Origin of the sequence: Xanthomonas melonis, from assembly GCF_020783655.1 — a bacterium.
GTDB classification, from domain to species: domain Bacteria; phylum Pseudomonadota; class Gammaproteobacteria; order Xanthomonadales; family Xanthomonadaceae; genus Xanthomonas; species Xanthomonas melonis.
This window is the reverse complement of sequence record NZ_JAJGQH010000008.1, coordinates 132070-156610: the sequence shown is the minus strand read 5'-3', so window position 1 is coordinate 156610 and position 24541 is coordinate 132070. Positions and strand designations below refer to the sequence as shown.

The following is a 24541-nucleotide window of genomic DNA, read 5'->3' as shown; positions in this document are numbered from 1 at the left end:
AACCTTCCCGCCGCACGGCAGTGCCGGCTCAGCCCACGCCGGTCGGCCCATCCAGCAGCATGCGGATACGCTTGAGCAATTCCTTCTGCGTGTACGGCTTGTTGACCACGTCGAATTCCGCTCCACCCACGTCGGTGCGCTGGATGCTGGCATCGGCATAGCCGGTGGTCAGCAGCACCTTGATCCGCGGCAGCATGCGCCGCGCCTCGCGCGCCAGCATCACCCCGTTCATGCCGCCGGGCATGATCAGGTCGGTGAACACGGCGTCCACGTCCGGGTGCTGCTGCAGCAGTTCGATCGCCTCACGGCCGCTGGACGCCGACAGGATGCGGTAGCCCGCGCTCTCCAGGAACATCTTGGCCACCACCGCCACGTCCTGCTTGTCCTCGACCACCAGAATGGTCTCGCTGCCGCCTTTGTCGATCGCGCGCGCCTTGACCGCCTGCAGATCGTTTTCGAACTCGTCGGAGGCGGGAAAGTACAGCCGCACGGTCGTGCCTTCGCCCACTTCGCTGTAGATGCGCACGGTGCCACCGGACTGCTTGACGAACCCGTACACCATCGACAATCCCAGGCCGGTGCCCTGGCCCTCTTCCTTGGTGGTGAAGAACGGTTCCATGACGCGGCTGGACACCTCCGGCGGCATGCCCACGCCGGTATCGCTGACGGCGATGCTCACGTAACGGCCGGGCGCCAGCTGGTGATACATGGCCAGATCGTGGCTGGTGATCTCCACGTTCCGGGTCTGCACGGTGACTTCCTTGCGCTCGGCGTTCGCCATCGCATCGCGGGCATTGATCAGCACGTTCAGCAGCGCGACTTCCGCCTGGGTGGTATCGATCTGGCAATTCCACAGGCCCTCCTCCAGCGACTGCCGCAGGCTGATCCCGCCACCCAGCGCGCGCTCGGCCATGTTGGTCATGCCGGCCACCAGACCATTGAGGTTGACCACCCGGCCGCGCAGCTTCTGCTTGCGCGAGAACGCCAGCAGCTGCTGGGTCAGGGTGGCCGCCTTGGCTGCAGCGGCCGCCGCGTGTTCGGCGCTGAAGGCGATCCGATCGGCAGCACCGCCGCACTTGCCCGACATCATCTGGATCACTTCCAGGTGCCCGGACATCACCTGCAGCAGATTATTGAAATCGTGCGCGATGCCGCCGGTCAATTGCCCCAGCGCTTCCATCTTCTGCGCCTGGCGCAGCGCGTCCTCGGCATCACGGCGGCGGCTGACGTCCAGCTGCGACCCGAAGAAATACACCAGGTTGCCTTGCTGATCGAACACCGGCGAGATGAACAGCGCATTCCAGAACGACGAACCGTCCTTGCGGTAGTTCAGCACCTCGGTGGCGAATTCGCGGCGGTTGTCGATGGACTCGCGCACGTCCTGCACGCTGGCCGGATCGGTGTCCGGCCCCTGCAGGAACCGGCAGTTGTTGCCGATGATCTCCTCGGCCGAATAACCGGTCATTTCCAGGAAGGCACGATTGGCGAACACGATCGGATTGTCCGGCAGGTGCGGATCGGTGACCGTCATCGGCATCCGCGTGGTTTCAACCGCGGCAAAAAAGATATCCGATCGGCGCTCGTCCACGGGCAGAGCGCTGGTGTCGCTGATATGGGGAGCCCGTGGCTGTCCGTGACGGGAATCGTTCAAGTGCTGTTCTCCGCGGGACCGTTCCCGTGGCGTCAGTCTAGTAGAGGGCGGTGATGCGCTCCCTCACATTCATGCACGCTCCCCGTATGCAGCCGCACAGCGATGCAACCGAAACGCAGGTCGCCTGCCTCGGCCCATCGCTACGCGGACATGATGAACACGCGCCGCTGCCGTGCGCGCCCCACGCGCGTGCATGGCCGGAAGGCGACGGTCAACGCTGACGGCACGCCACGTCGAAACGGCACGCCGGCGGCGAACGAGCCGATCAGTCCACGCACGGTTGCCAAACGACACTGCGAAGGCCCGCGGCATCACGCCTGCAATGCTGTCGCCATGACGACGAGTGGGCAGACTGTACGCAGCGAGGTTCGGCCGGCCAGGACAATGCGACGCGCGGCGCTCAGCTTCCTGCGGTTTCGCAGGCCCGGTATTCCTTCGGATCCAGAAACTCCGCAAGGCACGACCCCACCCTCAGTGCCTGTTCGCGCGCATCGCCGCGGTACTCGCCCTCGCCTGCACCCTCGATCGTGGCGATCGGCGCGGTGCGATCGCGGTGGTAGACGAATGCCGTCGACATCCACAGCGTCTGACCGGGGGCCTGGCTCTCCATCGTCTCCACGCGGAACTCACCGCAATAGCCGTGGATCAAGGTACGTCGAAGGGTCTTGTGCGTCATGCCGAAAAGTATCTCCACGCGCAGTTGAAGACCACGTGCAAACCCTGCGCCGACCTGTTGTCGCAGGTGGGAGCACGCTCGTGTCGATGCAGGGAATTGCGTGGGAGGCAGCGCCAAGGCCGAATACACTTGCGCTGCATGACGATGGAATGGTGGCCGAGGACGGAATCGAACCGCCGACACGGGGATTTTCAATCCGGAACCGTAAATCTAAGTGACTGATCCCTAAGCCTTTCTCTGAACCACTTGGAGAAAGCGCGAATGAAACATAAGGCTCTGACGCAGCACGAAAAGCCGCCACTGGTGCAAAATTGGCTCAAGCTTTTGGCATGGGCCTGGAGCGTTTGGATCACAGCAGCAAACGCCGATCAACGGGTGACACAGCTGTCAGTTGAACTCTCGCAACCCGGGGAGACCCTGGACGCCTTCATCCTCCGCATAGCCCCAAAGCTGAACCAATTCACAGCGGAACTGGGCGCTGAAGTCTGCGGAACAATCCGCACAGAGCATGGCCGGCATGCAGTGGATATCCGCACCTACCACGATCCTTACAGCTGCTTTGTTGAGCGCGATGGGCTGCCGTACGTGCACACGCACCCAAGCCTACTGAAAGAATGCTGGACGTTCAGCCTGGAGGATTGGAAGCGGCCCGGTTACCTAGTCACCGAGATAGGAGTGCGATACCAAGACACTCGGCGCTCCAGAAAAGTCAAGCCAGAACGCTAGCCGTAGCCAGCTGACAGACACCTCACTGCGTTTCGGCAGGTCGGCGGAGTGAGGAGACTACCTTGCTAAGTTTCGCGCAAACTCCGCCGCCACCTCAAAAGCCTGAGCAATCGGCAGCGGCACCGCCGGCGGTATGACGGAGCTTCCCGCGATACTCAGCGTCACGTCGGCCCCGCCCATCTCATTGCGCCGAACCCTTGCCAGGACGTCTGCCCCACCTGGTCCGACACGTAAAACGCACCATTCGTCACGATTGGTGTTCTGGCCGACGACCGGGTTGAGCCAGTTCATATCGATAGGCAAATCCGGCAACGTCACACCTTCCGGAGCGATGACACTCGGCTCTTGGGATCGCCGGAGTGCGGCGCGATGCGCAGATCGGGAGGGCATGGCTATCAATCCTCGTTGTGGCTGGTGTTGGTCACGCGGCTAGCCGGTGCTCGTAGAACGGGTGACGCTTGTCGTCGAAGATCGCGTGCAGCGCCTGGAGGTTGGCCGGATCGGGGTTGAGCCAGGCGTCGACGTGCTCGGGCTTGATGTTGATGATGGTCCGATCGTGCCCAACAGCTGCCACCTCAGGCTCCGGCTCATCGGTGATGGCCGCGAAGCTCAGCAGGTCCGGCTGCTCGCCGGCCGGATCGGTCCAGCGGGACCACAGGCAGGCCACCAGCATTGGCTCGCGGTCGCTGGGCTGGAACTGCACGACACGGTTCTTGCCGTCGGGCCCCTCCACGTTCTCGTAGAAGCGGCCGACGACCACCAGGCCATGTGTGTAGCCGAACTGCTCGCGCCAGAAACCCTGCAGATTGTCCCGCCGGGCGTTGTAGGTGCCGGGATACTTGGTGTCGTAGATCGGCGGCTTGCCGGCGGGTCGGCACTGGTAGCGCATCGGCTTGATGACGCGCTGGCCGCCTTCGGAGATGATCACCGGCGCGTAGTAGCCCGGGAAGATGCGGTAATCCCGCGCCTTGGGCTCGGTCCGCTGCAGGTCCGCGATGCGGCCCTTGATCTGCTCGATCTTGGTGGTGGCGATGCGCTGGTCTGTCGCCGCCTTCTTGGTCGGCTTGCCGCTGGCCAGCACCCGCTCGGCGTCTGCCAGGCGCCGGGCCTGCTTGAACAGCTCCTGCTCCAAGGCCTGCATGTCATCGGCGTCCCACACGGCCAGCTCTGCGGCGATTGCGGCCACGCCGCCCTCCCCGCCCGCGCGAAATGCATCGTCCATCGCCTTCGGGGTCTTTGGCCGCTTCTCCGCCTCTCCCTGCCTCAGCCACAGCTTCGAGAACTCCTCGATCGACATGATCGCGCCAAAGTTGCGCACCAGCTTCCGGTAATCGGCCTGGATCTCAGCGGAGTAACACATGGCGGTCCCTCAACAGTCGCGGTCGCCGTTTTCCAGGCCATGCCAGGCCAAGATCTCATCGAGCCGCCGGGACACGAATTGGGCATCGTCCCCCGTGACGGCGCCGTCCTCGATCACGTCGGCCATGCCCGCGAAGGCCTGCCAGAAGTGGCAACGGTCGGGGCTGCTCTTCAACAGCGCCGGCACCGCAGCGTCGAGGTTCTCCAGATGCGTCTTGAGTTCGGGTCTGTCCATCCGGCTAGTATCGGCTGACCCGTCTCACCGCTTGAGACGCAGCCCCGTAGACTCCGATCCATGGACGCCAGCCCCAATTTCTTCGAACAACTGCAGCAGCGGCTGGCGTGCGCCTCCGAACCGCTCGAAGTGCTCAATCAGTTCGAAGAGGAGCTGCTGTATGCGTTCCCAGCCGAGGCGGCCGCCGTCATTGAGCTGGTTGCTTCCTGGGGTCATCGCCTCGGCGTCCTGACGCGCGAGGACATTGAGGGCTACGTGTAGAAGCCGGGCCGGCGCTGCTCAGGCGCCATGCGGGTGAGCGGCCTATGGCCCCGCATCCGGCAACGGTAGATTGGCACCGATATGGGGTTTCACATATCGGGCGGTGCCGCACAATCGGGTCGGATTTTTCCTGATCCGCAGCTGTGCGTCGGGCCTGCAAATGAACGTTTTTTCCGAAGCGCGTGCCAAGCATCTTTGCCTTGCGCCGGGATGACCTCGGGCCGCCGGCGACAACCGGCGCAGCTGATCCGGAGAAAGTGATGCACCCATTCCTCGCCACCGCCGCTTTGGCGCTTCTCGGCGCCACCCTGCCCGCCTTCGCCGCTGATCCGCTGCAGGTGAAGCTCGGCCAGACTACCGAACTGCATCAGGAGGTATCGGCCGCCGGCGAGAGCCTGGATGCCTTCGTCACTCGCATCGCGCCGCGCGCCCGCGCAGCCTCGGTGAGCAGCCGGTCTGTCGTGTGCGGCGAGATCCTGGGCGCTGGGCCTTACACGCTGACGCTCAAGACAGACGGGCGGCAGGATTGGTGCGAGGTCCCGAAGACATCATCGCCATACGTCCTGGTCAATGGCATCGCCAAGGACGCGCGCGAAGACCACATCCCGGCCATCTACTACCGCCGGCCGGGGTACCTGATCACGCCGTGGTCCATCAAGTTCCAAGACAGAGCCGGCGTGCGGCGTCTGTGAGCTGGCTGGCCTAACGCTCCCTTCGCGCAGGTGGCCTTACAACAAGCGCTACCTGCGTAGACGTGCCGAAGATGAACGACAGCGTTGACTATCAAGAAATGAGGCAGAAACGAGACGAGGCTGTTCAGGAGCGTAACAAGGTTATAGCGCTGCTTGCCAGGCTCTTCCCCGCCGGCATCTCGGACAAGCGAATTCCGGACGGAAATGGAAACGTGCGAGGTTGCGTCCTCATCGACCTGCCGACCGGGCAAATCTCGTGGCACTTTGCTGACGAAGATGCCGCTTACTTCCAGGGGCTGCCCTCGTACCTTGGGGCCTACGACGGGCATTCGCAGGAGGAGAAATACAAGCGATTGGAGCAATGGACGCGCATGCTTGATCTGGGCGAGGCGCATACCACCTGGCGCGCGTACAGCAGCAGAAAATCCATCGCCGACTAATCTGCGCCATCCCAGAATGCGAGCAGGCGCTGGATCGCCTCGGGCTTCCTGCCTGCGGCAGCCAGCGCAAGCCGCGTTCGATCCCAACGCAGGGCACTGATCTCGACGATCGAGCCGGAGCTCACTTTGCGACATGCCATCTGCCAGTCTGGAAAGTGCCGCTCGGTGATCGGCCCGTTGTACACCTCCGCAACCACGATGTGTCGGCTTGATTGCTTGATTCGGTCGTAGGTTTCCCGAACGTTCGCCGGCGCCCCTTCGATGTACTGGAAGAAGCGACGGCCGTCGTATAGCAGCGCTCCTGTAACGGACAACTGCCCATTGCGTGCGCTGGCCGAGACCAGAAGCCGGTCTAGCTCAGCTACGGACATCGGGCGACGCACCTCGCTCACATAGGCGACTGCGTGCAAGGGCGAATTTTTCAAAGGCAACCACCTCAGGCCGACCGCGCTTTATCCCCTGGACGCGAGCGAAGTTTTGCCGGCAGGTCCATGCACCGGATCAGCGGCAAGTATCGCCGCCACTGTGTCGCTCGACAAGATTCAGTCCTGAACTTTCACACCTGCCGACAGGCGATGCTCAGGCTGCCGCCTGCTCCGCGGTCGCCAGGCTGGCCACGATTGCGCTGTCCGTTGCCGCCTTGATCAGCGCCTGGAGCTTCCAGCCGGCCAGCTCCTGCGTTTCTTCTGCTCCGGGATAGCGGATCGCATAAGTCGGGGCAATCAGGTCTGCGATGGGCGCCGCCAGCACACCCAAGGCCGCGCCGCGGTCCTCAACCTGGAACGTGACGGTGCCGGTGTCGTTGATCGGGTTCCAGATGATGGTTATGTGCTGCGCGAGCGGGTCTGCATCCGGGTCGGGTGTCACCACGTTGGCGTCGTAGGCCGCGCGCGTGGCGGCCTTGATGCCGAGCAGCAGGTGCACGCCGGGCTCGGTAACTGTCTCGCCAGGAACCTGGACGGACTGCCCGGCGGTCGGGTCGACTTCGGTCCTCGACGGCGCGGTGATCTCGTAGTTGCGGCCGATCAGGTCGCTGATCTGCACCGTGAGCACGCGCAGGAAGAACCGCTCCAAAGTCTGCGTCCAGCCCTCGGGATGCGGCTTGGTGGTCATCTGCTCGAGGTGGAACTCGACGGGGCCATCATTGGTGGCCGGGTCCCATCTGATCTCGATGCGGGGCGACACGATCCTGGTCTGCGTGCCGAAGGTGGTGTTCTCGCTGATGAGCATGTCAGTAGCCTGTAACGTCGAGGATAGGAGCCCGCACCCAGGCCTGGCCGTAATTGCCAGGGGGCGGTTGAGGATTGTTGTTGGTGCCGGTGCGTAGCTCTTGGGCTGTGTCTATGGCGGAGATGGATGCAACGTTGCCGTTGATGTTGACCACGCCCTTGCGCCACAGCTGCTGCACCTGCCACTGCGGGCCGCCACCGACCAAGCCGCCAATGGCGAGCATGATGTTGCCGGTGGAGCCAGCCAGCGCGGCGTATGTCCTGCCGGCCGGCAGGGTGATCGATCCTCCTTGATTGGCGTTGCCCTGCAGCAGCCCGCGCACGCGCATGAACTTCAGCGTGGCATCGAACACGACCTGATTGTTCGACGGGTTGCGCACGACGAAGAACTTTCGCTGCCCGAAGGTTGGCTCGTCGAACACATAGGCCGTAAAGCTGCCGCCGGCCGTCCACCCTGTAAAGGTGAAGGTGTTGCCGCTCTGGGTGCGCTGGCCGAGCACTGCATTGCTCTCGCCCAGGAACGCCAGCACAGGGTTGGAGCCGGCCACTGTCAGGCTCCACGTCTTCAACACGCCGCTGCCGCTGGGAGTGATGGTTTGCTTCGACGCGAGGGCTAGGTTCTTCCAGTCCTCCGAGATCACCACGCGATTAGGGCCGGCATTGATGCGAGCGAATGCCACGTCAAAACCTCCCGTAGAACAACGTGCCGCCGGCACGGGCAGTCAACGTCGCCGACGGCGATGTCCACGTGATCGTGTTGCCGTCATCGGTGATGTAGGGGAGCAGCGCATTACCTGCCCCGCTGTCCGCGACGAACCAGTAGTACAGCTGATTGGCGCTGCCAGTGATCGGCACCGCCACCGAGCCGTTGGCCCCGCTGGCGATACCGGCCGCACCCATGTGCTGAGTGAGCAGGTCTGAGTCGGGCTGATCGGTCACCTCCAGCAGCACCGCGTTGGTTGCCTCATCACGCACGCGAAGATAGGTCGTCATACACCTGGCCCCATGGCGATCACCTGCACGCCGTTTGGCGCATAGCAGTAGATCTTGCCGTTGACGATCTCACTACGGCCCTGCCCCGCATCTACGCCAATGAATCGCACTTTGTCGAATGCGAAATCCAAGGTTGCGGTCTGTCCGTTATTCACCGATCGCGCACCCGCCACCCGTCCATTAACGTCCAGAGCGAGGGTCCATGACGCCTGGTAGCTGGCCACCCCATTCTCATTCGTGGTCAGCCTCGTTGAAAGCGACTGCGTGGCGCTGGCGTACTTGAAATCGATCGCCGTCGCTGAGGGCGACCATGCCGGCGGCACGGTAGTGTTAGCAGCCACCTCATTGATCGCAGGCTTCACGATCCACAGGTAGTTTCCGAATGACGTCGAATTGTCGTACGGCGAGTGCATGCGAACGTAGAGCCGGACCCGAACAGCATTCGACGGTGCGGTGCGGAAAACAAAGCTGCGGGTGTAAGACGCCATCGTGGTCCCGCCGGACGCGGCAAAGGGGGTTCCGGTCACCGATTCGATCTCGTTCTCGTTGGAGTCGTAGAACGCGATCATCACCTCGCCCGCCGCACGTTGAATCGCGCCATATACCGATGCGCAGTAACGCACACCTGGTGTGCACGACATCCCGGCAGAGCTCACAACCAAATCGCCATACAGCCCTGCATTGGGAAGGCGCCGGATCTCCATCGCGAAGTTGCCGCCGGGTACCCACGGACCGGGGGAAACTCGGGTCAAGGTGGTCGCGCCGCCGTCTTGGTTGTAGAAGAGCGACCACCCCGAAAGATCGGCCTCGAATGTCGAATTGTTGAGGATGTTGCCGCCGCCACCCACCTGCGACCTCACCTGCGTCAGAGCCAAGCTGTTCGCCGTGGTCTCGTTTCCGATCTGATTGACGTTCGACTGCAGAGCATTGACTGCAGTTGTGTCTGCCTTGCCCGCCACGACAGCGTTGGTACTGTCGATTCGTTGACCAAGCGCCGTATCGCGGCTTGCGCTTGCGGTATCTACCGCGGTTACGCTCGCCGAGGTGGCCAAGCCGCCAGTGCCACTCGGCATGCGGGCTTCGACCACTCCAATGCGCTGACCCAACGCGGCGTCACGATCCGTACTTGCAGTGCTCGCCGCTGTCACACTTGCAGCAGTTGCAAGCCCGCCATTACCGGCCGGCATGCGGGCTTCAACCACGCTTGTCCGCTGCCCCAGAACGCTATCGGCGTTCGCACGCGCAGTAGACTCCTCACTGACGGATGCCGATGTCGCAAGCTGGCCGGTACCTGCTGGCAATCGAGCAACAACCGCGGCCAGGCGCGTTGCTTCCGCTTCAAGCTCGTTGGCGGTCTGGTTGGCCATGTCCAGCGCAGCCGCAATCGCCTCGCCTGCGCTCGAGTAGTTGCCGACGTTCTGCCAGGTTGAGGGATTGCCCGCCGGCACGACGCCGGAGTTCGCGAGCTCTGCTCGGTACAGTCGCCCGTCGTAGCGCACGAAGTCGCCCTTTGGATACGAAGCGGTCGATGTCCATTCGTCCGCGTTGACCAGATCACCCAATGCAGCGTTCAGCGCGTCGGCATGCGCGATCGCGTCATCGCGAGCCTTGTTCGCCGCAGCCAGTGCTTCCTCTGCAATTTGCCTATCGCGCTCCGCTGCTTCCATCAAGCCCTGCCGGATCTGCTCAGTTGTCTGATCGATCGCCTGCTGCATTTCCTCCTGCAGCTCGCCCAGGTTCTTGCCGAGCGTCTTGGTGACGTACTTGGCCGCCACCGACAGGGTGCCGTTGGTGTTGCGCGCGCGGATGGCGAACGTCCACTTGCCCGAGGCCGGGATGGGCGAGTCGAACGCACCGGTGTGGTAGCCGCTGTCGCCGACCGGCGTCATGGCGTCCCACGCCGGCATCGGCGCGCCCTGCTCCGGCGCCGCGGTGTAGCGGATCTCCGCGCCGGCCAGGTTGGCCGAGCGGATGGTGTCGTTCCAGAAGCCCCAGGTGTAGCGCCGGATGCCGCCGGAGATCTCCTCCACGTCGAAGATGTCGTAGTTCACCGGCGGCGCGTCGGCGCCGATGGTCGTGTAGATCAGCGAGGCGCCCACGCCCATCTGCCCATCCGGACCGAACGGGCGCACATTGAGCGTGTAGGTGCCGGCGCGCGGGATGCGCCACCGCGCCGTGCGAGTGCGCGTCTGGGCCACTTCCTGCAGCTCGCCGTTGCCATCCGACGCCGAGGCGTACACCACCGCGTGATCGAACGGCCCGCTGATATCGAAGGTGGCCAACAGGTCCGTCGCGGTAACGTCGCCGGTGGTGATCTGGTCCTCGCTGATCACCAGGTTGCTGACGATCGGCCGCGTGGCCAGGGACGAGCCGCTCTCCGGCCGGATGTACTGGCCGGTCTTGACGAAGATCCAGAACCTTGTGTCTTCCGGCACCACGCTGATGCTGGCGCCCTTCAGATCGCTCTCCGGCTCGATCGCCACGACGCGCACGCGCAGGCCCGGCGTGGCCTTAAAGTCGTAGATCCACACCGTGTCGTGGGCCGGATTGTCCTGCCAGCCGCCCTGCACCATTGGATCGTCGTAGCCCTCGCCCGGTAGCGGTGCGTCATCCGGCCATTCCTCGACCAGCTGGATGGTGTCGGTCGCCTCGGCGAAGTTGCGCACGCGGAACGTGCGGTAGACCGCCTCGCCCGGGATGCGGAGGCCGATGAAGGCGCTGCGCGTATCTGGCGGTGGCACCGGCTCGTCCAGCGTCAGCGTGACCGTGCCCAGCAGCGGGCTGCGTTCGGCCGCGATGATGCGACCGCCGAAGCCCCACTGCGTGAGGTCGTGGGAGATCGACAGCATCGACATGCGCCGATAGGACAGGTACTGCAGGTCCTGGGCGAAGCCGATGTCCTTGTATTGGAACAAGCTCTGCGCGAGGTGGTAGCGGGCCATCTCGGCCGCGTGTGCCTCACGGCCAATGCCCTCACCGGTTAGGCGCGCCGGGTTGAGCATGACCTCCACGCCCGGCGCCGGCACGCGCAGGGTCTCGACCTTGTTGGTGGTGCTGTCGAAATAGCTGTACTCGATGCCGTCGGCAGCGCTGGCCAGCGTGTAGTCCACGCTGAAGCTGCCCTTCTTCATCTCAGCCATGTTGACCACGCCCGACAGCGGCTGCTCGTCGGCGGCCCAAACCACCGACAGGCGGCCACCGGCCCAAGTGGTCTGCCCCATGCCGGCCAGGGCGATGGCCTGCAGCACTTCATCGTGGCTGCGCTCTTCCGTCAGCCAGTAGTCGTAGGTATAGCCGTTCGCTTCGCAGTGGGCCATAAAGCCCTGCAGCGATTCGATGTCGATCTCTTCATCACTCTTGCCCATGCCCGCGATGAGCTTGCCGTCCTTGTCGTAATAGCCGCGGACGTACTTGAGGATGTTGGCGCCTGGGTTGCTTGACTCCTCATTGACCCACGCGCCGCTGCGCCACACCGGGATCGGCGCGGCGACGTGCTCGGCACGCAGCTCGTCGGGCTGGCCATTGAGCTGCCCGGTGGCCTTCATGATGATGCCGGTGCGCGAGATGCCGGCATACGTTGCCGTGTCGGCCTGCACGCTGCCCATCGTCGACCACTGGAAGTCGTTGCGCTGGGTGTTGTCGCCGCTGTAGTTGCCCAGGCCGAGGATGCGCACGCGCACGTCGTACTGACCCTTGGCCACATCTGCCGACAGCGTCGCGCGCCTGCTGACGTCCAGCTTGTCACCGGTGTAGGTCTGCGTGGCGAGCGTCTGCCAGATGCCGGTGCCCGCTGGCGCGTACTGCACCTGTACCGTCTCGGAGACGTTGTAGGCTTTGCCTGATGTACCCAGCCCGCCCAGCACATATTCCAGGTTGATGAGGATGCGCACCGTGTCGGTGCTGGTGGTGCGGGTCACGAAGTCGGCGGCATCCGGCAGCTCACCGCCGTCGACGGTGTCAACATTGCTGTAGAGCGGAATCGTCTGCTCCGGCATCTGGCTGTAGCCGGCGTGGAAGACGCTCACGCCTTCATAGCTCGACAGCAACGTATCCCCATTGGAGAACGCGCCAACGCGGCCAACACCGATGCCCGGGGTGAGCACCATGCCGATGTACTGCTCGTTGCCCTCGTACCACGAGTAGGTGTTGCTGGCGATGTCGGGCGCGATGCGCATGCGGCCGAACAGCAACCCCAGCGGCTCGTACTGGCGTGCGCGGTTGCGCGCTGCCCCAAGGCTGAACACCGTGCCGGCGGTGCTCTCTGACGGCTTCTCGACCTTCGGCCCGAGCACTTTGTTGATCACGATCGAGCCGGCCACAAACACCGCCGACGCGAAGACCGCGCCGGCGACGCCACCGCCAAATGCCCCCGCCGCCGCACCCGCGCCCCAACCAGCAGCGGAGCCGATACCGAAGGTGAAATACGTCAGCGCGATCATCGCCACGATGTACAGGGCATTTCTGCCGACCGCGCCGCGCACCTCGATGACCTGGCCATCCTTGGGATAGACGTACGGCCACAGGTGGCGCGGCACGACCCGGCCACCGATGGACACCGTCCACTCGCCCTGGTCCAGATCGATCACATGCCGGTGCAGGAATTCGCACAGTCGCTCGCCCGGCTGCAGGTCCATCGCAATGTGGCACTGCCCGTCCAGCGTGACCGGGTGCGGTGTCAGCACCAGCTGCCCATCACTCGCAGGCGCGGTCATCAGACCCATGTGTAATACCCCTCGATCCTTGCGCCGTAGTCCGGCAGCTCGCGCACGCGGTGCAGCCAGCTGCTGCCGAGCGCGCTGGTTGTGTGGAGCACCCAGCCCTCGTGGGCCAGGTGGAAGAAGACACCGACGTGCCCGGGCCGGCTCTGACCCTTGTCGAACATCAGCACCAGGTCGCCGTCTACTGGCGTGGCAGTGGGCACGGCATACGCGCGAGACAACTCGCCGAGCGCCAGCTGCCCCTCTGCACCGCGCGGTCGGCGGGCCGGAATCTGCACATCGCGGCCGAACAGCTCCCGCTGCACTTGCACCACAAGGTCGGCGCAGTCGTAGGTGTCGGCGTCGTACGGGATGTTGAGGAACCGCTCAGCCTCACTCGCCCGCATCAAAAGATCCCCGGCAGCGTGAACGGGTTGGCGCGTAGCTTCACCGCCTGCTGGCGCATGAAAAAGTCCACGCCAATCTGCGCGGTGATGATCGGTCCGGCTGCTCGCACCTGTATCAACGGTAGATAGAAGCGCCGAGCGATCACATTGGGCTGGGCGCGGTCAGTGATCAGATAACGGCACATCACCATCTCGTTCGGCTGCACGCGCTCCAGGTCATCGGTGATCCCACGGCCGACGTTGTCCACTTCCAGCTGTGCACGCGGCGTCTCGCCCGCAGAGTCTGCCGGCGGAGTGAAGCGGAAGGGATATCCGATATACGTGTTGCCGTTACTGACCCAATCGCGCGTATCGTTGGCGATCCGCAAGACGGCGCCGAATGAGGGCGCGGTCATCTCCAGCAGCTCCAGCGGCGCGGTCGTGTTGTCGTCGGTGACGCGCTGGCGGCGTTCGAGAAACGTGCTCATCGCAGGTACTCCACGGTGACATCGCACTGCCACGGCCGATCAGCGCCCTCCACCGGTCGTAGCTCCCCGATGTCACCGCCTTCGAAACGCACCTGCAGCGGCGCGCCGCTCAGCGGATGCACGAAGTCGAACCAACCGACTCGGCGGATCACGTCAAAGTACCAATCCTCAAAGGCCATCGCGTCCGCGGGGGTGGCAAAGTCCAGCGTCATCGCAAGTTTCATCAACACGCCGTCGTTGGTGACGCGCTGCTTGGGGATTCCGCGCTCCATCTCGGTTCGCACAACGGCCGGATCGAAGGAGCGGCGCACGGTGTCGTACAGGATGCCAGCATAAGGTGGGAAGACAGCCATCAGCGGCGCTTCCTCGTGTCAAACCGGCTTTCGATCGCAGTTGCCATACGCCCACCAGCAGCGATGTTTTCGGCCCCGATATCCACAATCATCTTCTTCAGCTCGCTGCCATCCGCGCCCCGGGTTCGCTCCTCACGCTGCTGCACCTGCTGACCGGTGTAATTGTTGATCTCAACGCTCATGCCCCCAGCAGGTGAAATGGAGGGCATTACGGCGCTACCAACGAGCCCGCCCGCTGCATAACCGCGCCCGCTGCGAATCGTGCTAAGCAGCGAAAGGAACGCGCCCGGCCCGCCAATCGAGGCGATATCGCGTTGACTCAGCACGCCCTCGCCCTTGTGCACAATGCCCGCAGGCTCGTACACCCCACCCGGCCCCGTGTAGCCGCCTGAGGCCTTACCGCGAATAAATTGGTCGATGTTGTTTCCGAACGTCCCCATCGTTCCGGAAACGGCTCCAGCCGAGGCTCCACCACCGAGCTGACCGAATAGCGCCCCCAGAGCACCCGAAATCGCTTGCTTTGCAGCAATACGCGCCAAGTCGGCAATGATCGAATTAGCCAGATCACTGAAGCTCATCTTGCCGGTGGTCACGAACTTGACGAACACATCCTCCAGACCGCCCAGGGCAGAGCCGACGGCGGACTCCACCTGACCGGCAGCATTGCGGGCCTCATCCACGTAATTCGTCCACGCCGCAGACGCGCCGTTACCCCAATCGGCCTGCGCTTCGGACATGCGCTCATAGCCGTCGCGGATGATCTGGACACGGCGCTCAGTCGAAGCGCGCACAGCCTGCTCCTCTGCAGCGGCGGTGGCCTCGTCAATGCGGCCGGTGTTCTTCTGCAGGGCAAGCTCGGTGAGGCGCTGCGCTTGCTCCCGGTAGACGCCGTTGAGGCGCTGCTGGATCTCGAACTCGCGATCGCCCGCGCCGACACGGGCAATCATGGCGTCCATGTCTACCTGTAGCGCATCGGTGCTGGCGTCCAGCGCTGCCTTGTAAGAGGCAAGTGCGTCTTCGCGCTGCTTCTTCAGCTTGCCCTCTTCGGTGGACAACACCTCAAGGGCCGCGGCGCCCTCGGTGCGCACCTTGACCAGCTGCGCCTCCAGCTCGCCGACCTGCTTATTGACGTCGATCAACTGCTTGCCGCTGACGTTGCGGCTATTGAGGTAATCGATCTGCTTCTGGAGCGACTGTGCCTCGGCGGCAGTGCCCCGCTCGGCCAGATCCCGCATGCGCTGGTAGTAGGTTTCGGCCGAGACCTCGCGCGCCTGGTACTGCGCTTGCAGGACCTTGGTGCTGGTAGTGATCTGCGCCTGCTCGGCGGTGAACGCATCCTTAATACTCTGGAGCCTTGCAGAGCGACCGCCGGTGGCCGAACTTGCGGCGCCCCTGGCCCCAGCTGCTGCGGCAGCATCCTTCATCGCCTGCTCCCGCTGCTGCAACACCTTGGTATCGGTGATACCGGCTTGCGCTGCCAACTTGCGCATGTCCGTGATGCTCTTTTCCAGCTGCTCCTGTTTGGTCAGGTACTGCACGCCCTGCTCTTGGAACTTCGTGCGAGCTTCCTCTTGCTTGGTATCCACTTCCGAGTAGATACCGGCCATGATCACCTTGACCGGCTTTTTGTTCGCCTCTTTCTGTAGCGCCTCGATCTCCTTCTGGAAATCAGCGATCAACCTTGCACGGTTGGCAGGACTCACATCCCCATAGAAATTATCGCCATTTCTCAGGCCTTCAATATTTGACTGCAGCTGCTTGATCTTGCCTGTAGCCGTCTCTTGCCGGCCAACTCCAAGCATCGTGTCCCAAGCCAGGGCGGCAGCGCCCGCCACTGCGCGCCACGCCCGCTCCATGTAGCCGAGGTTCTCCTGTACGTCAGCCGCCCTATCCTTGAGCGTATCGGCGTAGATCTTGAATGCAGCAGCGACCGCCTGGACCTGATCGCCCTGCTCGATCAGCGTCCTGATGTTGGCCAGCTGCGTCTGGTCCAGGAAGTGCATGGTCTCGTTGAGCTCGAGCAGCGCGGCCACCGGGTCGGCCTTGATCTTGGCGAACTCGGCGACGGTTTCGCCCACCGCTTTGCCAGTGCCGGCACGCATGGTCTCGGCGGCGATCGCCACCGTTTCCATCTGGTCGGCGGTAAATTTGCCAGTGGCCGCCACTTCCGCCAGCGCGGCGGCGGCGCTCGACGTGGTCACACCGGCAATGGCATCCATCTGCGCGGCCACTTCTGCCAGGCGCTCAGCCGTTTGGCCGGACTGGTTGCCGGTCAGAATCAGCGCCCTTTGGTAAGCCGTTGCCTCGTCGCTGCCCTGCTTCCAGGCAATCGCCACCGCTGCAGCGGCGGCGGCCGTGATCGTGAGCGGATTGACCATTCCAACCAGGGCGGAGGAGACGCCAGACAGCGCGGGCCCGATGCCGCCAAAGCTGTCCTTGATCTGCCCACCTTGCTGCACCAGCACGGTGAAAAATGGCATCCCACCCTGCAAGCTGGTGAAAATGTCGGTGAACTGCGCAGGCAGCTGTCGCATAGCTGCCGCCGTCTGACCAGCCGAAACGCCCAGTTGCGACACAGGGTTGTTTACCGGCAGCGGCTGGCTGGCCTGCTTCTGCACAGCGGCAAGTTGCCCGCGCAGCAACGCGAGGCCTTGCTTGATGTCGTTCACGTCCGCACTGATGCGGACGCGTAGGTTTGCTGATTGGTCGGCCATTTACTGGTTCAAGTCGTTGAGGTACTTCGTAAAGGCGGCAGGCTCAGATCCCATCGCCATCCGTACGGCCTGCGCCGTGGATGCTTCGCGTTGCCGCAGCTGCTCGTGGTCGTCGCGCACAGCAGCTGCAGAGAACGCTTTCGCTTGCACCAGGGTGTAGGTCAGGACGTCTCGGCGCTGGTGCCCGCGGGCGACGAGGAAGTGGACAAGATCGGCCCAGTCGGTTCCGCCTGCGTCGCCACCATCGCGGGGATGGCTTTGCCTGCCGCCTGCATCAGGCTCGGCAGGCGCTGGCCGAAAAAATCCTGGTTGAGCTCCACCACTGCCTCAACCAGCGTGGCCGCATCGGCAAGGCTCGCACCGGCAATCCATTCCTCTGGCTTGCCGGTGACGAGCGCGCCGGCCTTCGCGAAGGCCGTCCCGTTCTGCTCCAGCACGTCCATCAGCAGCGCAGCCACCTCGATCGAGGCACCGGCATTGACCAAGCTGGCGGCGATCAGCACGCGTCCGATGATCGGCCGTGTGGCGGTCATGAAGGGGCCAATTTGGGCCAGCGTCACCGGCCCGAGTTCCAGCTGCTCGCCGCGGAAAGTGATCGTGCGCGTGGGCGGCGTCAGGATGTCGATGTCCTCGCTCACTTTTCGGCATCCCAGGTAAAGTACTGCGACACGCCGGCCGGCTTGCTGGTGTCCTTGCTGAGCGTGCCCGTGACGGTGCCAGCGCCGTACTGCTCACCGATCAGTGCCAGCTCGCCGATGACGCCGCCGGATACGCGGTAGGCCTGCGCGCGCACCTTTTTACCGCTGCGCGCCTCGTTGAACCCCAGGAACAGCAGTTCGTACTCTTCATTGGGATTGACCAGCGCCTGCAGGCGCTCGGCCGCACCGTATCCGTAGCTCACCTTCAGGTTGGCGGCGCCCGCCACCGGCTCGGTGATCGCGGAGCCGGCAGGCACGTACAGCGCGCCATTCTTGATGTCCCAGTCCTCCCCCTTCACGTAGACGGTGCTGCCGGTGATCGGCTTGACGGCAGTGATGTCGTTGGCCAGGTTGAGCAGCGGCGTGACGCCGTCCTTGTAGGCCACCACCAGCTCATCGATGGCGTTACCTGCCGCGACCGAAGTGGCCGTACCGCGCAGCACATCGGCGAAGTTGTCCGCGCTGAAGTCGTGCATGGTGAAGCTCACCTGCACCTCGGTGACCCGGTCGACCGAATTGCGATTGCCACCACCGGGCTGGGTGTTGTCCAACAGGCTCACGCGATTGGTCTGTGGTGAGAAGCTGAAGGCCGAGCAGTTGCCAACGCCGCGAAACGGCTTGGCCGCACCACGCTTACGCAGGTGCAGCTCGCCGCTACCCAGGTAGCTGTAATCGGGGGAATTGATGGGCATGGATGCTCCTCGTAGGTGCCGCGGGCGGCGTCAGGTGATGGGGATGTGGGTTTGGTAGGTGAGCAGTGCGCCGATCCAGCTCATGCCGGCTTCTGGCTTTACCGGCTCCATGGACACGTACTGCGGGAACTGGATGCCGGGCGGGTAGCGGAACTGCTGGTCGGCCATGGCCCGCTCGATGTCGGACACCAGCGCGTCCAGCTGCGCCTGCGCGGTGTCCAGCGGTGCAGGCGCCTTCGCCACGATCACCAGCGTGGTCAGCCGGTGCGTGCGCGTCAGTGCGCTTTCGCTGGCGCGCTGTTGCTTGGCCACCAGCACGGTCAGCACGGCGGCTGTGTCTTCGTCGACCTGGCCCGGCTCCAACGTCAGGCTGGCGCCGGCATCGGTCTGGTAGCCGCTGGCCCGGCTGATGCGCTGCAGACAAGCGCCGACCGCTGCGCGCAGGCTCTCGCGTGGGCTAGCCATGGTCGGCCACCCACTGGCTGATGGATTCGTCCTGCCGCACGCGCTCCGCCAGCACCAGCGTCTCGCCGGGCAGCAGCAGCCGGCCGCGCTTGGCCGGCTGCACCTCGGCGCGCTGGAAGGTCACGAGCGTGTAGCCGGTGCTCACCGGCGCCAGGTCGCCGCCGAAATCGCGCACGGCTCGATCGATCTGCACGGTGCACGGCACAGTTTCCGGTGCGTCGGGCGCCTGGTAACGTGCATCGCCATCAGCCAGGCCTACCTCAGCGAAGGCCGAAAAAGTGGCCGCATCGAAGGCTTGCAAGAACTCGCGCTGGCTCATGCGCGCACCTTGGCGATCGCACTTTGGATGGCCTTGTCCAGCTCGCGGTTAAAATAGAACGGCATCAGCTTGTCCCAGGTGCGCTGGGCAAGGCCGAAGATGTCGTAGCGCGGCGTGTAGCTGGCACTTTCAGTGAAGATAAAAATGCTGCGGACGGCACTACCAAAGCCGGTGCCGACCCTCTCGTATATGCCAGGCTTCAAACGTCCGCGTTGCTTTGTGATCGCGAAGTACTGACCGCCACGATTTTTGCTGGACTGGCGCTTACGCGACCTAGCACTACTTTCACGGCCCGCGATCTGCTGGGGAGACTGTGCTTGCAACTGCGAAAGGACCGCTTTAACTTGGCTACGGCGAACATTGCCGAACTGGTCCAAGCTGGCACCTCGCCCCATTTGCGCAAACTGCCCTGCAGGCATCAGTCCCTTGGCCTGGAGAAGCACTTCGAGCCCCTTCCTGCGGCGAGTTCCGCCCTCCACCTCAGCTAGCAAATACTTTGCTGGTGAAGTGCCGTTCGATGCCCTGTCTCGTAAGAAAATCTCAGCGAAAGGGCTCTGTTTTGTAGCTTTGGTGTACAGCGCCGCGTTGATTGTCAGGGGCGACGGCCTGTCGAAAACCCGTGGCGCGGTACGCTTCCACGTTTCCCGAATCTCAAATGCCGTGGCGTTACACGCCTGCATGATGGCAAACGGCAGCTGCTCGCGCTCCAGTGCGCTCAATTGGCGGCCGAGCAGGTTAGCGGCATCCACCGCGATGCGGATCTGGCTCACGGGCTGCCCTCGCCCGCTGGCGTGCCCTGCACCTGTTCGATCTCGCCTAGGTTGGCCTCGTAGAACTCCAGGCAGCGTTTGCGCCCACGCGAGACGTCCAGCACCTGCTCCAGCGTGCCGCTCTTCACCCACGCGCAGCGCTGCGTCAGGCGCGGCTCGATCTGCACGTAGGTGCGTACCGGCACGGCAATCACGGCCGGCGCTGGCGCCACGACCACTGGGCGCGCCGGGTCTTCGCGCGTGATGCCCTTCTTGCCGCAGCCAGCCAGGGCAACGACCATAGCGATGACGAACAGTGAACGCAGCATCAGTAGCCTCCTAGGCTGGGGCACGCAGCAGCCAGCGCCTGCAGGGCCGCATTGCATTCGGCCGGGCGCTGGTCGTATTCCTGTTTGAACGCCTTGGCGCTGCGGTCTGCGGCGACCTTGGCCGCTTCGGTCTTGTCGCGCAGGCCGGCGTTGCGCTCCTGCAGTACTCGCAGCTTCTCGGCCTCGGCCTGCAACTTGGCGGCGATGGTCGCCAGTGCGGCATCCTTGTCGGCGTTGTTACGCTCCAACTCGGCGCGCTTGAGCTGCGCCGCTTCCAGGGCCGACGTGCGATCGCTCTGGCACTGCGCCACCTGGCGCGTCACCACGATGACCTGCTGGCCCTTGCGATAGGACGTGAGCGCAGCAATCGATAGCAGCGCGGCCAGCAGCGCACAGACCACCTTCAGCCGGCTGCCCGGCTTGCGCAGCCAGGTCAGTGCATCGGCAGCCCATCCGAATACCAGCGCCACCAGCGCTTTGAGGAAGGCCAGAATATTCATCGTTCACTCTCCCGGCGACGCCACGGGTAGATCAGCAGGACCGTCAGGCTCACGCGCACCAGCAGCACGTACCAGGGCGTGGGCGTGTGCTGGGACAGGTCACGCAGGAAGATGCCCAGCATGCCGACGGCGAGGCCAATGAAGCAGGCACCCCGCAGCGCCCATGCCGCGCGATCGCGCGCACGCTCGCCGCCATGAAAGGTGTGCAGCAGCTGCCAGGTCGTGGCGCAAAACACCGCCAGCGTACTGACCAGGCTCAGGAGGTAGATGCTCACGCGGCACCTCCTGCGCGGCCGGCCAACCGGTCGGACCACTTCTGCAGTGCGCCCAGGTAGTGCGGCAGCATCGGCTTGATGATGAAGCCGCTCAGCCCGCTCACTGCGATGCCAATGCGGTGCACCGAGGGAAAGTAGTTGGCCAGCGCCACCACGATCCAGCCGGCCGCCAACGCAAACCCCAGCACGAACAGCCCCAGCAAGCCCACGCGTAGCAGCAGCGTCAGCCACTGCACGCCCGGCCCACCGCTGGGCGCGGACACCTTACCCACGTCGATCTCACTGAGCAGCAGCAGGCCCACCAACGCACCCACCACCGCCGCCAGAAACCACGACTGCGGAATGCCAAGGAACAGGTGTTCGCTGCCGGTGATCACCTCGGTGACTACCGCGCTGCCCGCGCTGGTGGCCACCAGCAGCGCCGCCGTCTTCAGCACCACCGTAGCGCCGCCGTCCATCACCGGGCGATCCCCGCCAGCTCCACGCCATCCCAGATGACCGCATCGCCCCAGAAGTTGCCGCCGTTCTCGTGCTTGGCGATCGCCTTGGCCAGCTGGAACGCCGTAGCCGGCGCTTCCACGTTGATGCGCTGGTCCACATCCACGCCGAGTGCGGTAGCCACCTGGCGCGCATAGGCACCGGTGTCGTTCTCCACCGGCGGCGCCCAACGGTTGATGATGCCGCGCACTGTGCGCAGGCCATGCTTGCGCTGGTAGGTCAGCAGCGTCTTGACCAGCGCACGGAAGCCGTATTCGGGCGTATCGAAGACGGCAAAGCGCGACTCGCGCGCCAAGGCGGACGCACTGCGATCCTCGCCCTGCCAGACGGTGCTGGTGCGATCGATGTTGCCGGGATTGTTATTTCGCACGCCACGAGGCCTGGACATGGATGCAGTACTCAAAGAGGTCAGAAGACCCACCACCGCACGCGCCACACGGGCATCTGCGTGCGATGGTGGTCGAGGGGTTAGGCGCCAGCGGTTGCGGTGCCAGGCGTCAGCCGCACCAGCAGTTCCGTGGTGCCGTTGGCAGCAGCGGCCACGGCATAACCGATACCGTTGGCGGCACCAGCGCCACCCGCCGCGACAATGGCGCGTGCATTACCGGTGTCCCAATTGACTACGGTGCCAACAGCAAATACAGCGGTGCCCAGTTTGGGCAGGCGGAAGACACCTTCCACATGGACGGCGATGGTGTCGCCGATCTCGCCGTCGGTGACAGCGACGCCGACCAGCTTGCCAATCACAACCACTTGCCCGCTCTTGGCGGCTGCAGTCAGAGTGATATCGAGCACACGGCCGTCTTGATGTGCGTTTTTCATGCAGTTTCTCCGGAGACGTAAGTAGAGGGATCAGACAAGCGGCACGCGGCGACTGGCGTCGCCGCGTGCGCGATCACGCGCCCGGGTTCTTGTAGATGCCGCGGTAATCGGCCACCGCAGGTGCGGCGTCCAGACGGACCTTCCAGGCCACGCCGTCGACGGTGAAGCCCTCGTGCTGTTCCAGATACGGGGTCTGGTTGCCGTCGAGATAGCCCACCACAATGCTGTCGACGTAAGCCGAGTTGGCAACGCCGTACCAGGCGTTGGCGCTGACGGCATCGAGCCGGCCATCGCTGATGACGTCGAACGTGTTCTGCACGATGTTCGGCGTGGTATTGGCACGACTAGCCGCACCAACTTCGTACTGGCTGGCACGCACGGTGAGCGCGGCGCCGCTCAGTGCCACCGGCACCAGCAGGGACTTCATCGGCACACGGATGATGTTGCCGTCCGTGTCCTTCTGCAGCGCCATGCGCGCCTGCATGGCCGCCACACTTTCGGTGGTGATGCCGGCACCGGGCAATAGGTTGCCGTGGTCGGCATGGAACAGCGTCTTGCCGTCGGCAAGTACCGGGTTGGCGGTGATCAGGTTGAACACTGCCTTGGCCATCGTGCGCTTGGCGGCCTGGCCCATCTTGCGCGGCACGTCGCTGAAGACGCCCAGGTCATCGTTGATGACGGCCTGACGGGTAATCGAAAACAGCCGGCCGTAGGTGACGATCTTCATCGCCTGCGACTGCTCACTGAAGGTGCCGTACTTGTACTCGCCGCCCTCCGGCACCACGAGCAAATCGCTGAAGGCGCCCAGGCCGACCAAGTTGGTCGGCTTGAAGTCCGGCACGTTCACCGCCCGGGTGAACTGATCGAACTGCTCTTCCACTTCCTGGTAGCCCTGCAAGATTGCGCGGCGTGCCGCATCGCCGAGCAGCGCCGGGAAGTCGGACGTGCTGTGCGTAAAGGCCAGGCCCACCACCTGAAGGCGGTCCATGCCACGCGTGTTGGTGCCGGTCGATTCCACGCATGCCCGCGCCAGCTCGGTCATGCTCAGGCCGCGATACGGGTTGCCGTCGGTGGCCTGCACCAGGCCGACACGTGCCTGGATGGCATTGCCCATCGCAGCGCGGGTCTGGTCGCGTTGATCGCCACCGGGAACGATGCCGGCACGGCCGTTGAGCGGCTCGCCGTTGCGGCCCATCAACGCCAGGATGTGGCGGCCTACGTTGTCCGCGGTGACATTCGGGTCGGCGGCGGCAATGACGCCATCCACATAGGCGCGGATCTCCGCATTGCCCATGTGCGGCTCGGCCAGCGCCATGATGTCGGTGTTGCGCCCGCGCATGGCCACAAGTGCGGCCTGCACGGCAGCAGCGGCGTCCGGGGCGGCGGCAACCACCGGCGTTGGCGCAGCCGCAGCCGGCGGCGGGGTCACGGTGGTGGTCGTCGTTGCACCCTGCCCGCCACCGGCGTTGGCGAGGATACGGAGATAGGTTTGCTGGGTCATAGGATCCTCGATGTGGCCAACAACGGCCGTTTGGGTGACCTCGGGAAGTGAGGCGAACACGCTGGGGCTGAGTGCGGCGGCGATGTGCCCGCGCAGCTGCGCGGCAACCGGGGCCGGCGCCTGGTTGATGGCCTGCAGGTAGCCGGTAAGCGCCACAACGCAGGCGCCCTCGGCGCGAGCGGCGGCGGCGGTGTCCGCAACGCGGTCGGCAAAGCCGAACTCCACCGCCTGCGCGCCGGTGTACCAATGGTCGGCGCCGTCGGTAAGCAGCTGCTCCACCTCGGTGCGCTTGCCGGTTTTGGTGGCATAGGCCTCCAACATCGCACCGGCGTGCGCATCCAGCGCGGTGGCGTACTGGCGGAACGAGGACGCGTTGCCGGCGGCGATCGTGTGTGGCGCATGCACCATCAGCAGCGAGCTGGCGTACATCACCACCTCATTGCCGGCCATGGCGATCAGCGAGGCGATCGATGCCGCCTGGCCGTCCACGAACACCACCTTGTGCGCGGCGTGCTGGCTCAGTGCGTTGTAGATGGCCATGCCATCGGCCACGACACCGCCGCCGCTGTTGATGCGCACGTGGATCGTGCCGGCGGTGATCTGGCTGATCTGCTCGGCCAACTCCAGTGCGGAGACCGATTCCGACCAAAGGCTGTCGCCTATGGTGCCGTAGATCATCACCTCGGCGATGTCGTTGGCGCGGGCCTCGATCTTGAGCAGGCAAGGGCCGAGCGCCTGGCCGGCATCGGCAAGCACGCGGCCCAACGCCGCGGTGAGTGCAGTAGGTCGCATA

At 64.3% G+C, this 24541-nt stretch carries 30 protein-coding genes; 4 read left to right on the top strand and 26 right to left on the bottom strand.

Features of this window, described 5'->3' with window-relative positions; all coding sequences use genetic code 11:
- Positions 1-28: 28 nt before the first annotated feature.
- Complete coding sequence (locus LL964_RS09960; RefSeq protein ID WP_104587493.1) at positions 29-1651, bottom strand: hybrid sensor histidine kinase/response regulator; 1623 nt, start codon at positions 1649-1651, stop codon at positions 29-31.
- A 400-nt stretch (positions 1652-2051) separates the two neighbouring features.
- Positions 2052-2327 carry a hypothetical protein gene (locus tag LL964_RS09955; RefSeq protein WP_104587639.1) on the bottom strand — a complete coding sequence of 92 codons (276 nt, stop codon included), beginning with the start codon at positions 2325-2327 and terminating at the stop codon, positions 2052-2054.
- Between the two features lie 261 nt (positions 2328-2588).
- On the opposite strand from LL964_RS09955, the gene LL964_RS09950 reads away from it, so the two are divergent.
- A complete protein-coding gene (locus LL964_RS09950) occupies positions 2589-3053 on the top strand; it encodes a hypothetical protein (protein ID WP_104587640.1) in 465 nt (154 codons plus the stop codon).
- A gap of 57 nt (positions 3054-3110) precedes the next feature.
- Here the strand turns inward: LL964_RS09950 and LL964_RS09945 are convergent, their stop codons facing one another.
- From LL964_RS09945 to LL964_RS09935, 3 genes are all read right to left on the bottom strand, one after another.
- Positions 3111-3344: a hypothetical protein gene (locus LL964_RS09945; protein ID WP_228329428.1), complete on the bottom strand. Its 234-nt coding sequence runs from the start codon at positions 3342-3344 to the stop codon at positions 3111-3113.
- Positions 3345-3474: 130 nt separating this feature from the next.
- The gene (locus tag LL964_RS09940; RefSeq protein ID WP_104587494.1) at positions 3475-4413 is read right to left on the bottom strand and encodes an SOS response-associated peptidase family protein; all 939 of its coding nucleotides are present in this window, start codon (positions 4411-4413) and stop codon (positions 3475-3477) included.
- Between the two features lie 9 nt (positions 4414-4422).
- Entirely contained in the window at positions 4423-4647 is a 225-nt protein-coding gene (locus LL964_RS09935) for a hypothetical protein (RefSeq protein WP_104587495.1), read from the bottom strand.
- A 60-nt stretch (positions 4648-4707) separates the two neighbouring features.
- On the opposite strand from LL964_RS09935, the gene LL964_RS09930 reads away from it, so the two are divergent.
- The 3 genes from LL964_RS09930 (at position 4708) to LL964_RS09920 (ending at position 6040) form a co-directional block, all read left to right on the top strand.
- On the top strand, positions 4708-4908 hold the full coding sequence (locus LL964_RS09930) for a hypothetical protein (protein ID WP_104587496.1): 201 nt from the start codon (positions 4708-4710) through the stop codon (positions 4906-4908).
- 260 nt (positions 4909-5168) lie between these two features.
- Positions 5169-5600 carry a hypothetical protein gene (locus tag LL964_RS09925; RefSeq protein WP_104587497.1) on the top strand — a complete coding sequence of 144 codons (432 nt, stop codon included), beginning with the start codon at positions 5169-5171 and terminating at the stop codon, positions 5598-5600.
- A gap of 71 nt (positions 5601-5671) precedes the next feature.
- Positions 5672-6040: a hypothetical protein gene (locus LL964_RS09920; protein ID WP_104587498.1), complete on the top strand. Its 369-nt coding sequence runs from the start codon at positions 5672-5674 to the stop codon at positions 6038-6040.
- Here LL964_RS09920 and LL964_RS09915 read toward each other — a convergent pair.
- From LL964_RS09915 to LL964_RS09815, 21 genes are all read right to left on the bottom strand, one after another.
- The gene (locus LL964_RS09915) at positions 6037-6480 is read right to left on the bottom strand and encodes a BLUF domain-containing protein (RefSeq protein WP_267190405.1); all 444 of its coding nucleotides are present in this window, start codon (positions 6478-6480) and stop codon (positions 6037-6039) included. The two genes, LL964_RS09920 and LL964_RS09915, sit on opposite strands and share 4 nt — an antisense overlap.
- 139 nt (positions 6481-6619) lie before the next feature.
- Positions 6620-7270 carry a hypothetical protein gene (locus LL964_RS09910; RefSeq protein ID WP_104587500.1) on the bottom strand — a complete coding sequence of 217 codons (651 nt, stop codon included), beginning with the start codon at positions 7268-7270 and terminating at the stop codon, positions 6620-6622.
- A 1-nt stretch (position 7271) separates the two neighbouring features.
- Positions 7272-7949: a hypothetical protein gene (locus LL964_RS09905; RefSeq protein ID WP_104587501.1), complete on the bottom strand. Its 678-nt coding sequence runs from the start codon at positions 7947-7949 to the stop codon at positions 7272-7274.
- A gap of 1 nt (position 7950) precedes the next feature.
- Positions 7951-8262 carry a hypothetical protein gene (locus tag LL964_RS09900; protein WP_104587502.1) on the bottom strand — a complete coding sequence of 104 codons (312 nt, stop codon included), beginning with the start codon at positions 8260-8262 and terminating at the stop codon, positions 7951-7953.
- A complete protein-coding gene (locus tag LL964_RS09895; protein WP_104587503.1) occupies positions 8259-12983 on the bottom strand; it encodes a host specificity factor TipJ family phage tail protein in 4725 nt (1574 codons plus the stop codon). Before LL964_RS09895 ends, LL964_RS09900 begins: the two co-directional genes overlap by 4 nt.
- On the bottom strand, positions 12974-13366 hold the full coding sequence (locus LL964_RS09890) for an NlpC/P60 family protein (RefSeq protein WP_104587504.1): 393 nt from the start codon (positions 13364-13366) through the stop codon (positions 12974-12976). Before LL964_RS09890 ends, LL964_RS09895 begins: the two co-directional genes overlap by 10 nt.
- Positions 13366-13833 (bottom strand): DUF1833 family protein, encoded by a 468-nt coding sequence (locus LL964_RS09885; RefSeq protein ID WP_104587505.1) that lies wholly within the window; start codon positions 13831-13833, stop codon positions 13366-13368. Before LL964_RS09885 ends, LL964_RS09890 begins: the two co-directional genes overlap by 1 nt.
- Positions 13830-14186, bottom strand: a complete 357-nt coding sequence (locus tag LL964_RS09880; protein WP_104587506.1) for a hypothetical protein — start codon at positions 14184-14186, stop codon at positions 13830-13832. Before LL964_RS09880 ends, LL964_RS09885 begins: the two co-directional genes overlap by 4 nt.
- Positions 14186-16855 carry a phage tail tape measure protein gene (locus LL964_RS09875; RefSeq protein ID WP_228329427.1) on the bottom strand — a complete coding sequence of 890 codons (2670 nt, stop codon included), beginning with the start codon at positions 16853-16855 and terminating at the stop codon, positions 14186-14188. The genes LL964_RS09880 and LL964_RS09875 overlap by 1 nt, the downstream gene beginning before the upstream one ends.
- Positions 16856-17061: 206 nt before the next feature.
- Positions 17062-17538 (bottom strand): hypothetical protein, encoded by a 477-nt coding sequence (locus LL964_RS09870; RefSeq protein ID WP_104587508.1) that lies wholly within the window; start codon positions 17536-17538, stop codon positions 17062-17064.
- Positions 17535-18290, bottom strand: coding sequence for a phage tail tube protein (locus LL964_RS09865; protein WP_104587509.1), 756 nt, complete (start codon positions 18288-18290; stop codon positions 17535-17537). Before LL964_RS09865 ends, LL964_RS09870 begins: the two co-directional genes overlap by 4 nt.
- A gap of 30 nt (positions 18291-18320) precedes the next feature.
- On the bottom strand, positions 18321-18755 hold the full coding sequence (locus tag LL964_RS09860) for a hypothetical protein (RefSeq protein ID WP_104587510.1): 435 nt from the start codon (positions 18753-18755) through the stop codon (positions 18321-18323).
- On the bottom strand, positions 18748-19074 hold the full coding sequence (locus tag LL964_RS09855) for a hypothetical protein (protein ID WP_104587511.1): 327 nt from the start codon (positions 19072-19074) through the stop codon (positions 18748-18750). Before LL964_RS09855 ends, LL964_RS09860 begins: the two co-directional genes overlap by 8 nt.
- Positions 19071-19844, bottom strand: a complete 774-nt coding sequence (locus LL964_RS09850) for a hypothetical protein (protein WP_104587512.1) — start codon at positions 19842-19844, stop codon at positions 19071-19073. Before LL964_RS09850 ends, LL964_RS09855 begins: the two co-directional genes overlap by 4 nt.
- The gene (locus tag LL964_RS09845) at positions 19841-20152 is read right to left on the bottom strand and encodes a lipoprotein (RefSeq protein ID WP_228329426.1); all 312 of its coding nucleotides are present in this window, start codon (positions 20150-20152) and stop codon (positions 19841-19843) included. The genes LL964_RS09850 and LL964_RS09845 overlap by 4 nt, the downstream gene beginning before the upstream one ends.
- Positions 20152-20652, bottom strand: a complete 501-nt coding sequence (locus tag LL964_RS09840) for a hypothetical protein (RefSeq protein WP_104587513.1) — start codon at positions 20650-20652, stop codon at positions 20152-20154. The genes LL964_RS09845 and LL964_RS09840 overlap by 1 nt, the downstream gene beginning before the upstream one ends.
- A complete protein-coding gene (locus LL964_RS09835) occupies positions 20649-20927 on the bottom strand; it encodes a hypothetical protein (protein ID WP_104587514.1) in 279 nt (92 codons plus the stop codon). The genes LL964_RS09840 and LL964_RS09835 overlap by 4 nt, the downstream gene beginning before the upstream one ends.
- Positions 20924-21385, bottom strand: a complete 462-nt coding sequence (locus LL964_RS09830) for a hypothetical protein (RefSeq protein ID WP_104587515.1) — start codon at positions 21383-21385, stop codon at positions 20924-20926. Before LL964_RS09830 ends, LL964_RS09835 begins: the two co-directional genes overlap by 4 nt.
- Positions 21385-21813: a structural protein P5 gene (locus LL964_RS09825; protein WP_104587516.1), complete on the bottom strand. Its 429-nt coding sequence runs from the start codon at positions 21811-21813 to the stop codon at positions 21385-21387. Before LL964_RS09825 ends, LL964_RS09830 begins: the two co-directional genes overlap by 1 nt.
- Positions 21814-21893: 80 nt before the next feature.
- Positions 21894-22247, bottom strand: a complete 354-nt coding sequence (locus LL964_RS09820; RefSeq protein WP_104587517.1) for a DUF2190 family protein — start codon at positions 22245-22247, stop codon at positions 21894-21896.
- A gap of 73 nt (positions 22248-22320) precedes the next feature.
- Positions 22321-24540, bottom strand: a complete 2220-nt coding sequence (locus LL964_RS09815; protein ID WP_104587518.1) for a ClpP-like prohead protease/major capsid protein fusion protein — start codon at positions 24538-24540, stop codon at positions 22321-22323.
- Position 24541: the final 1 nt, after the last annotated feature.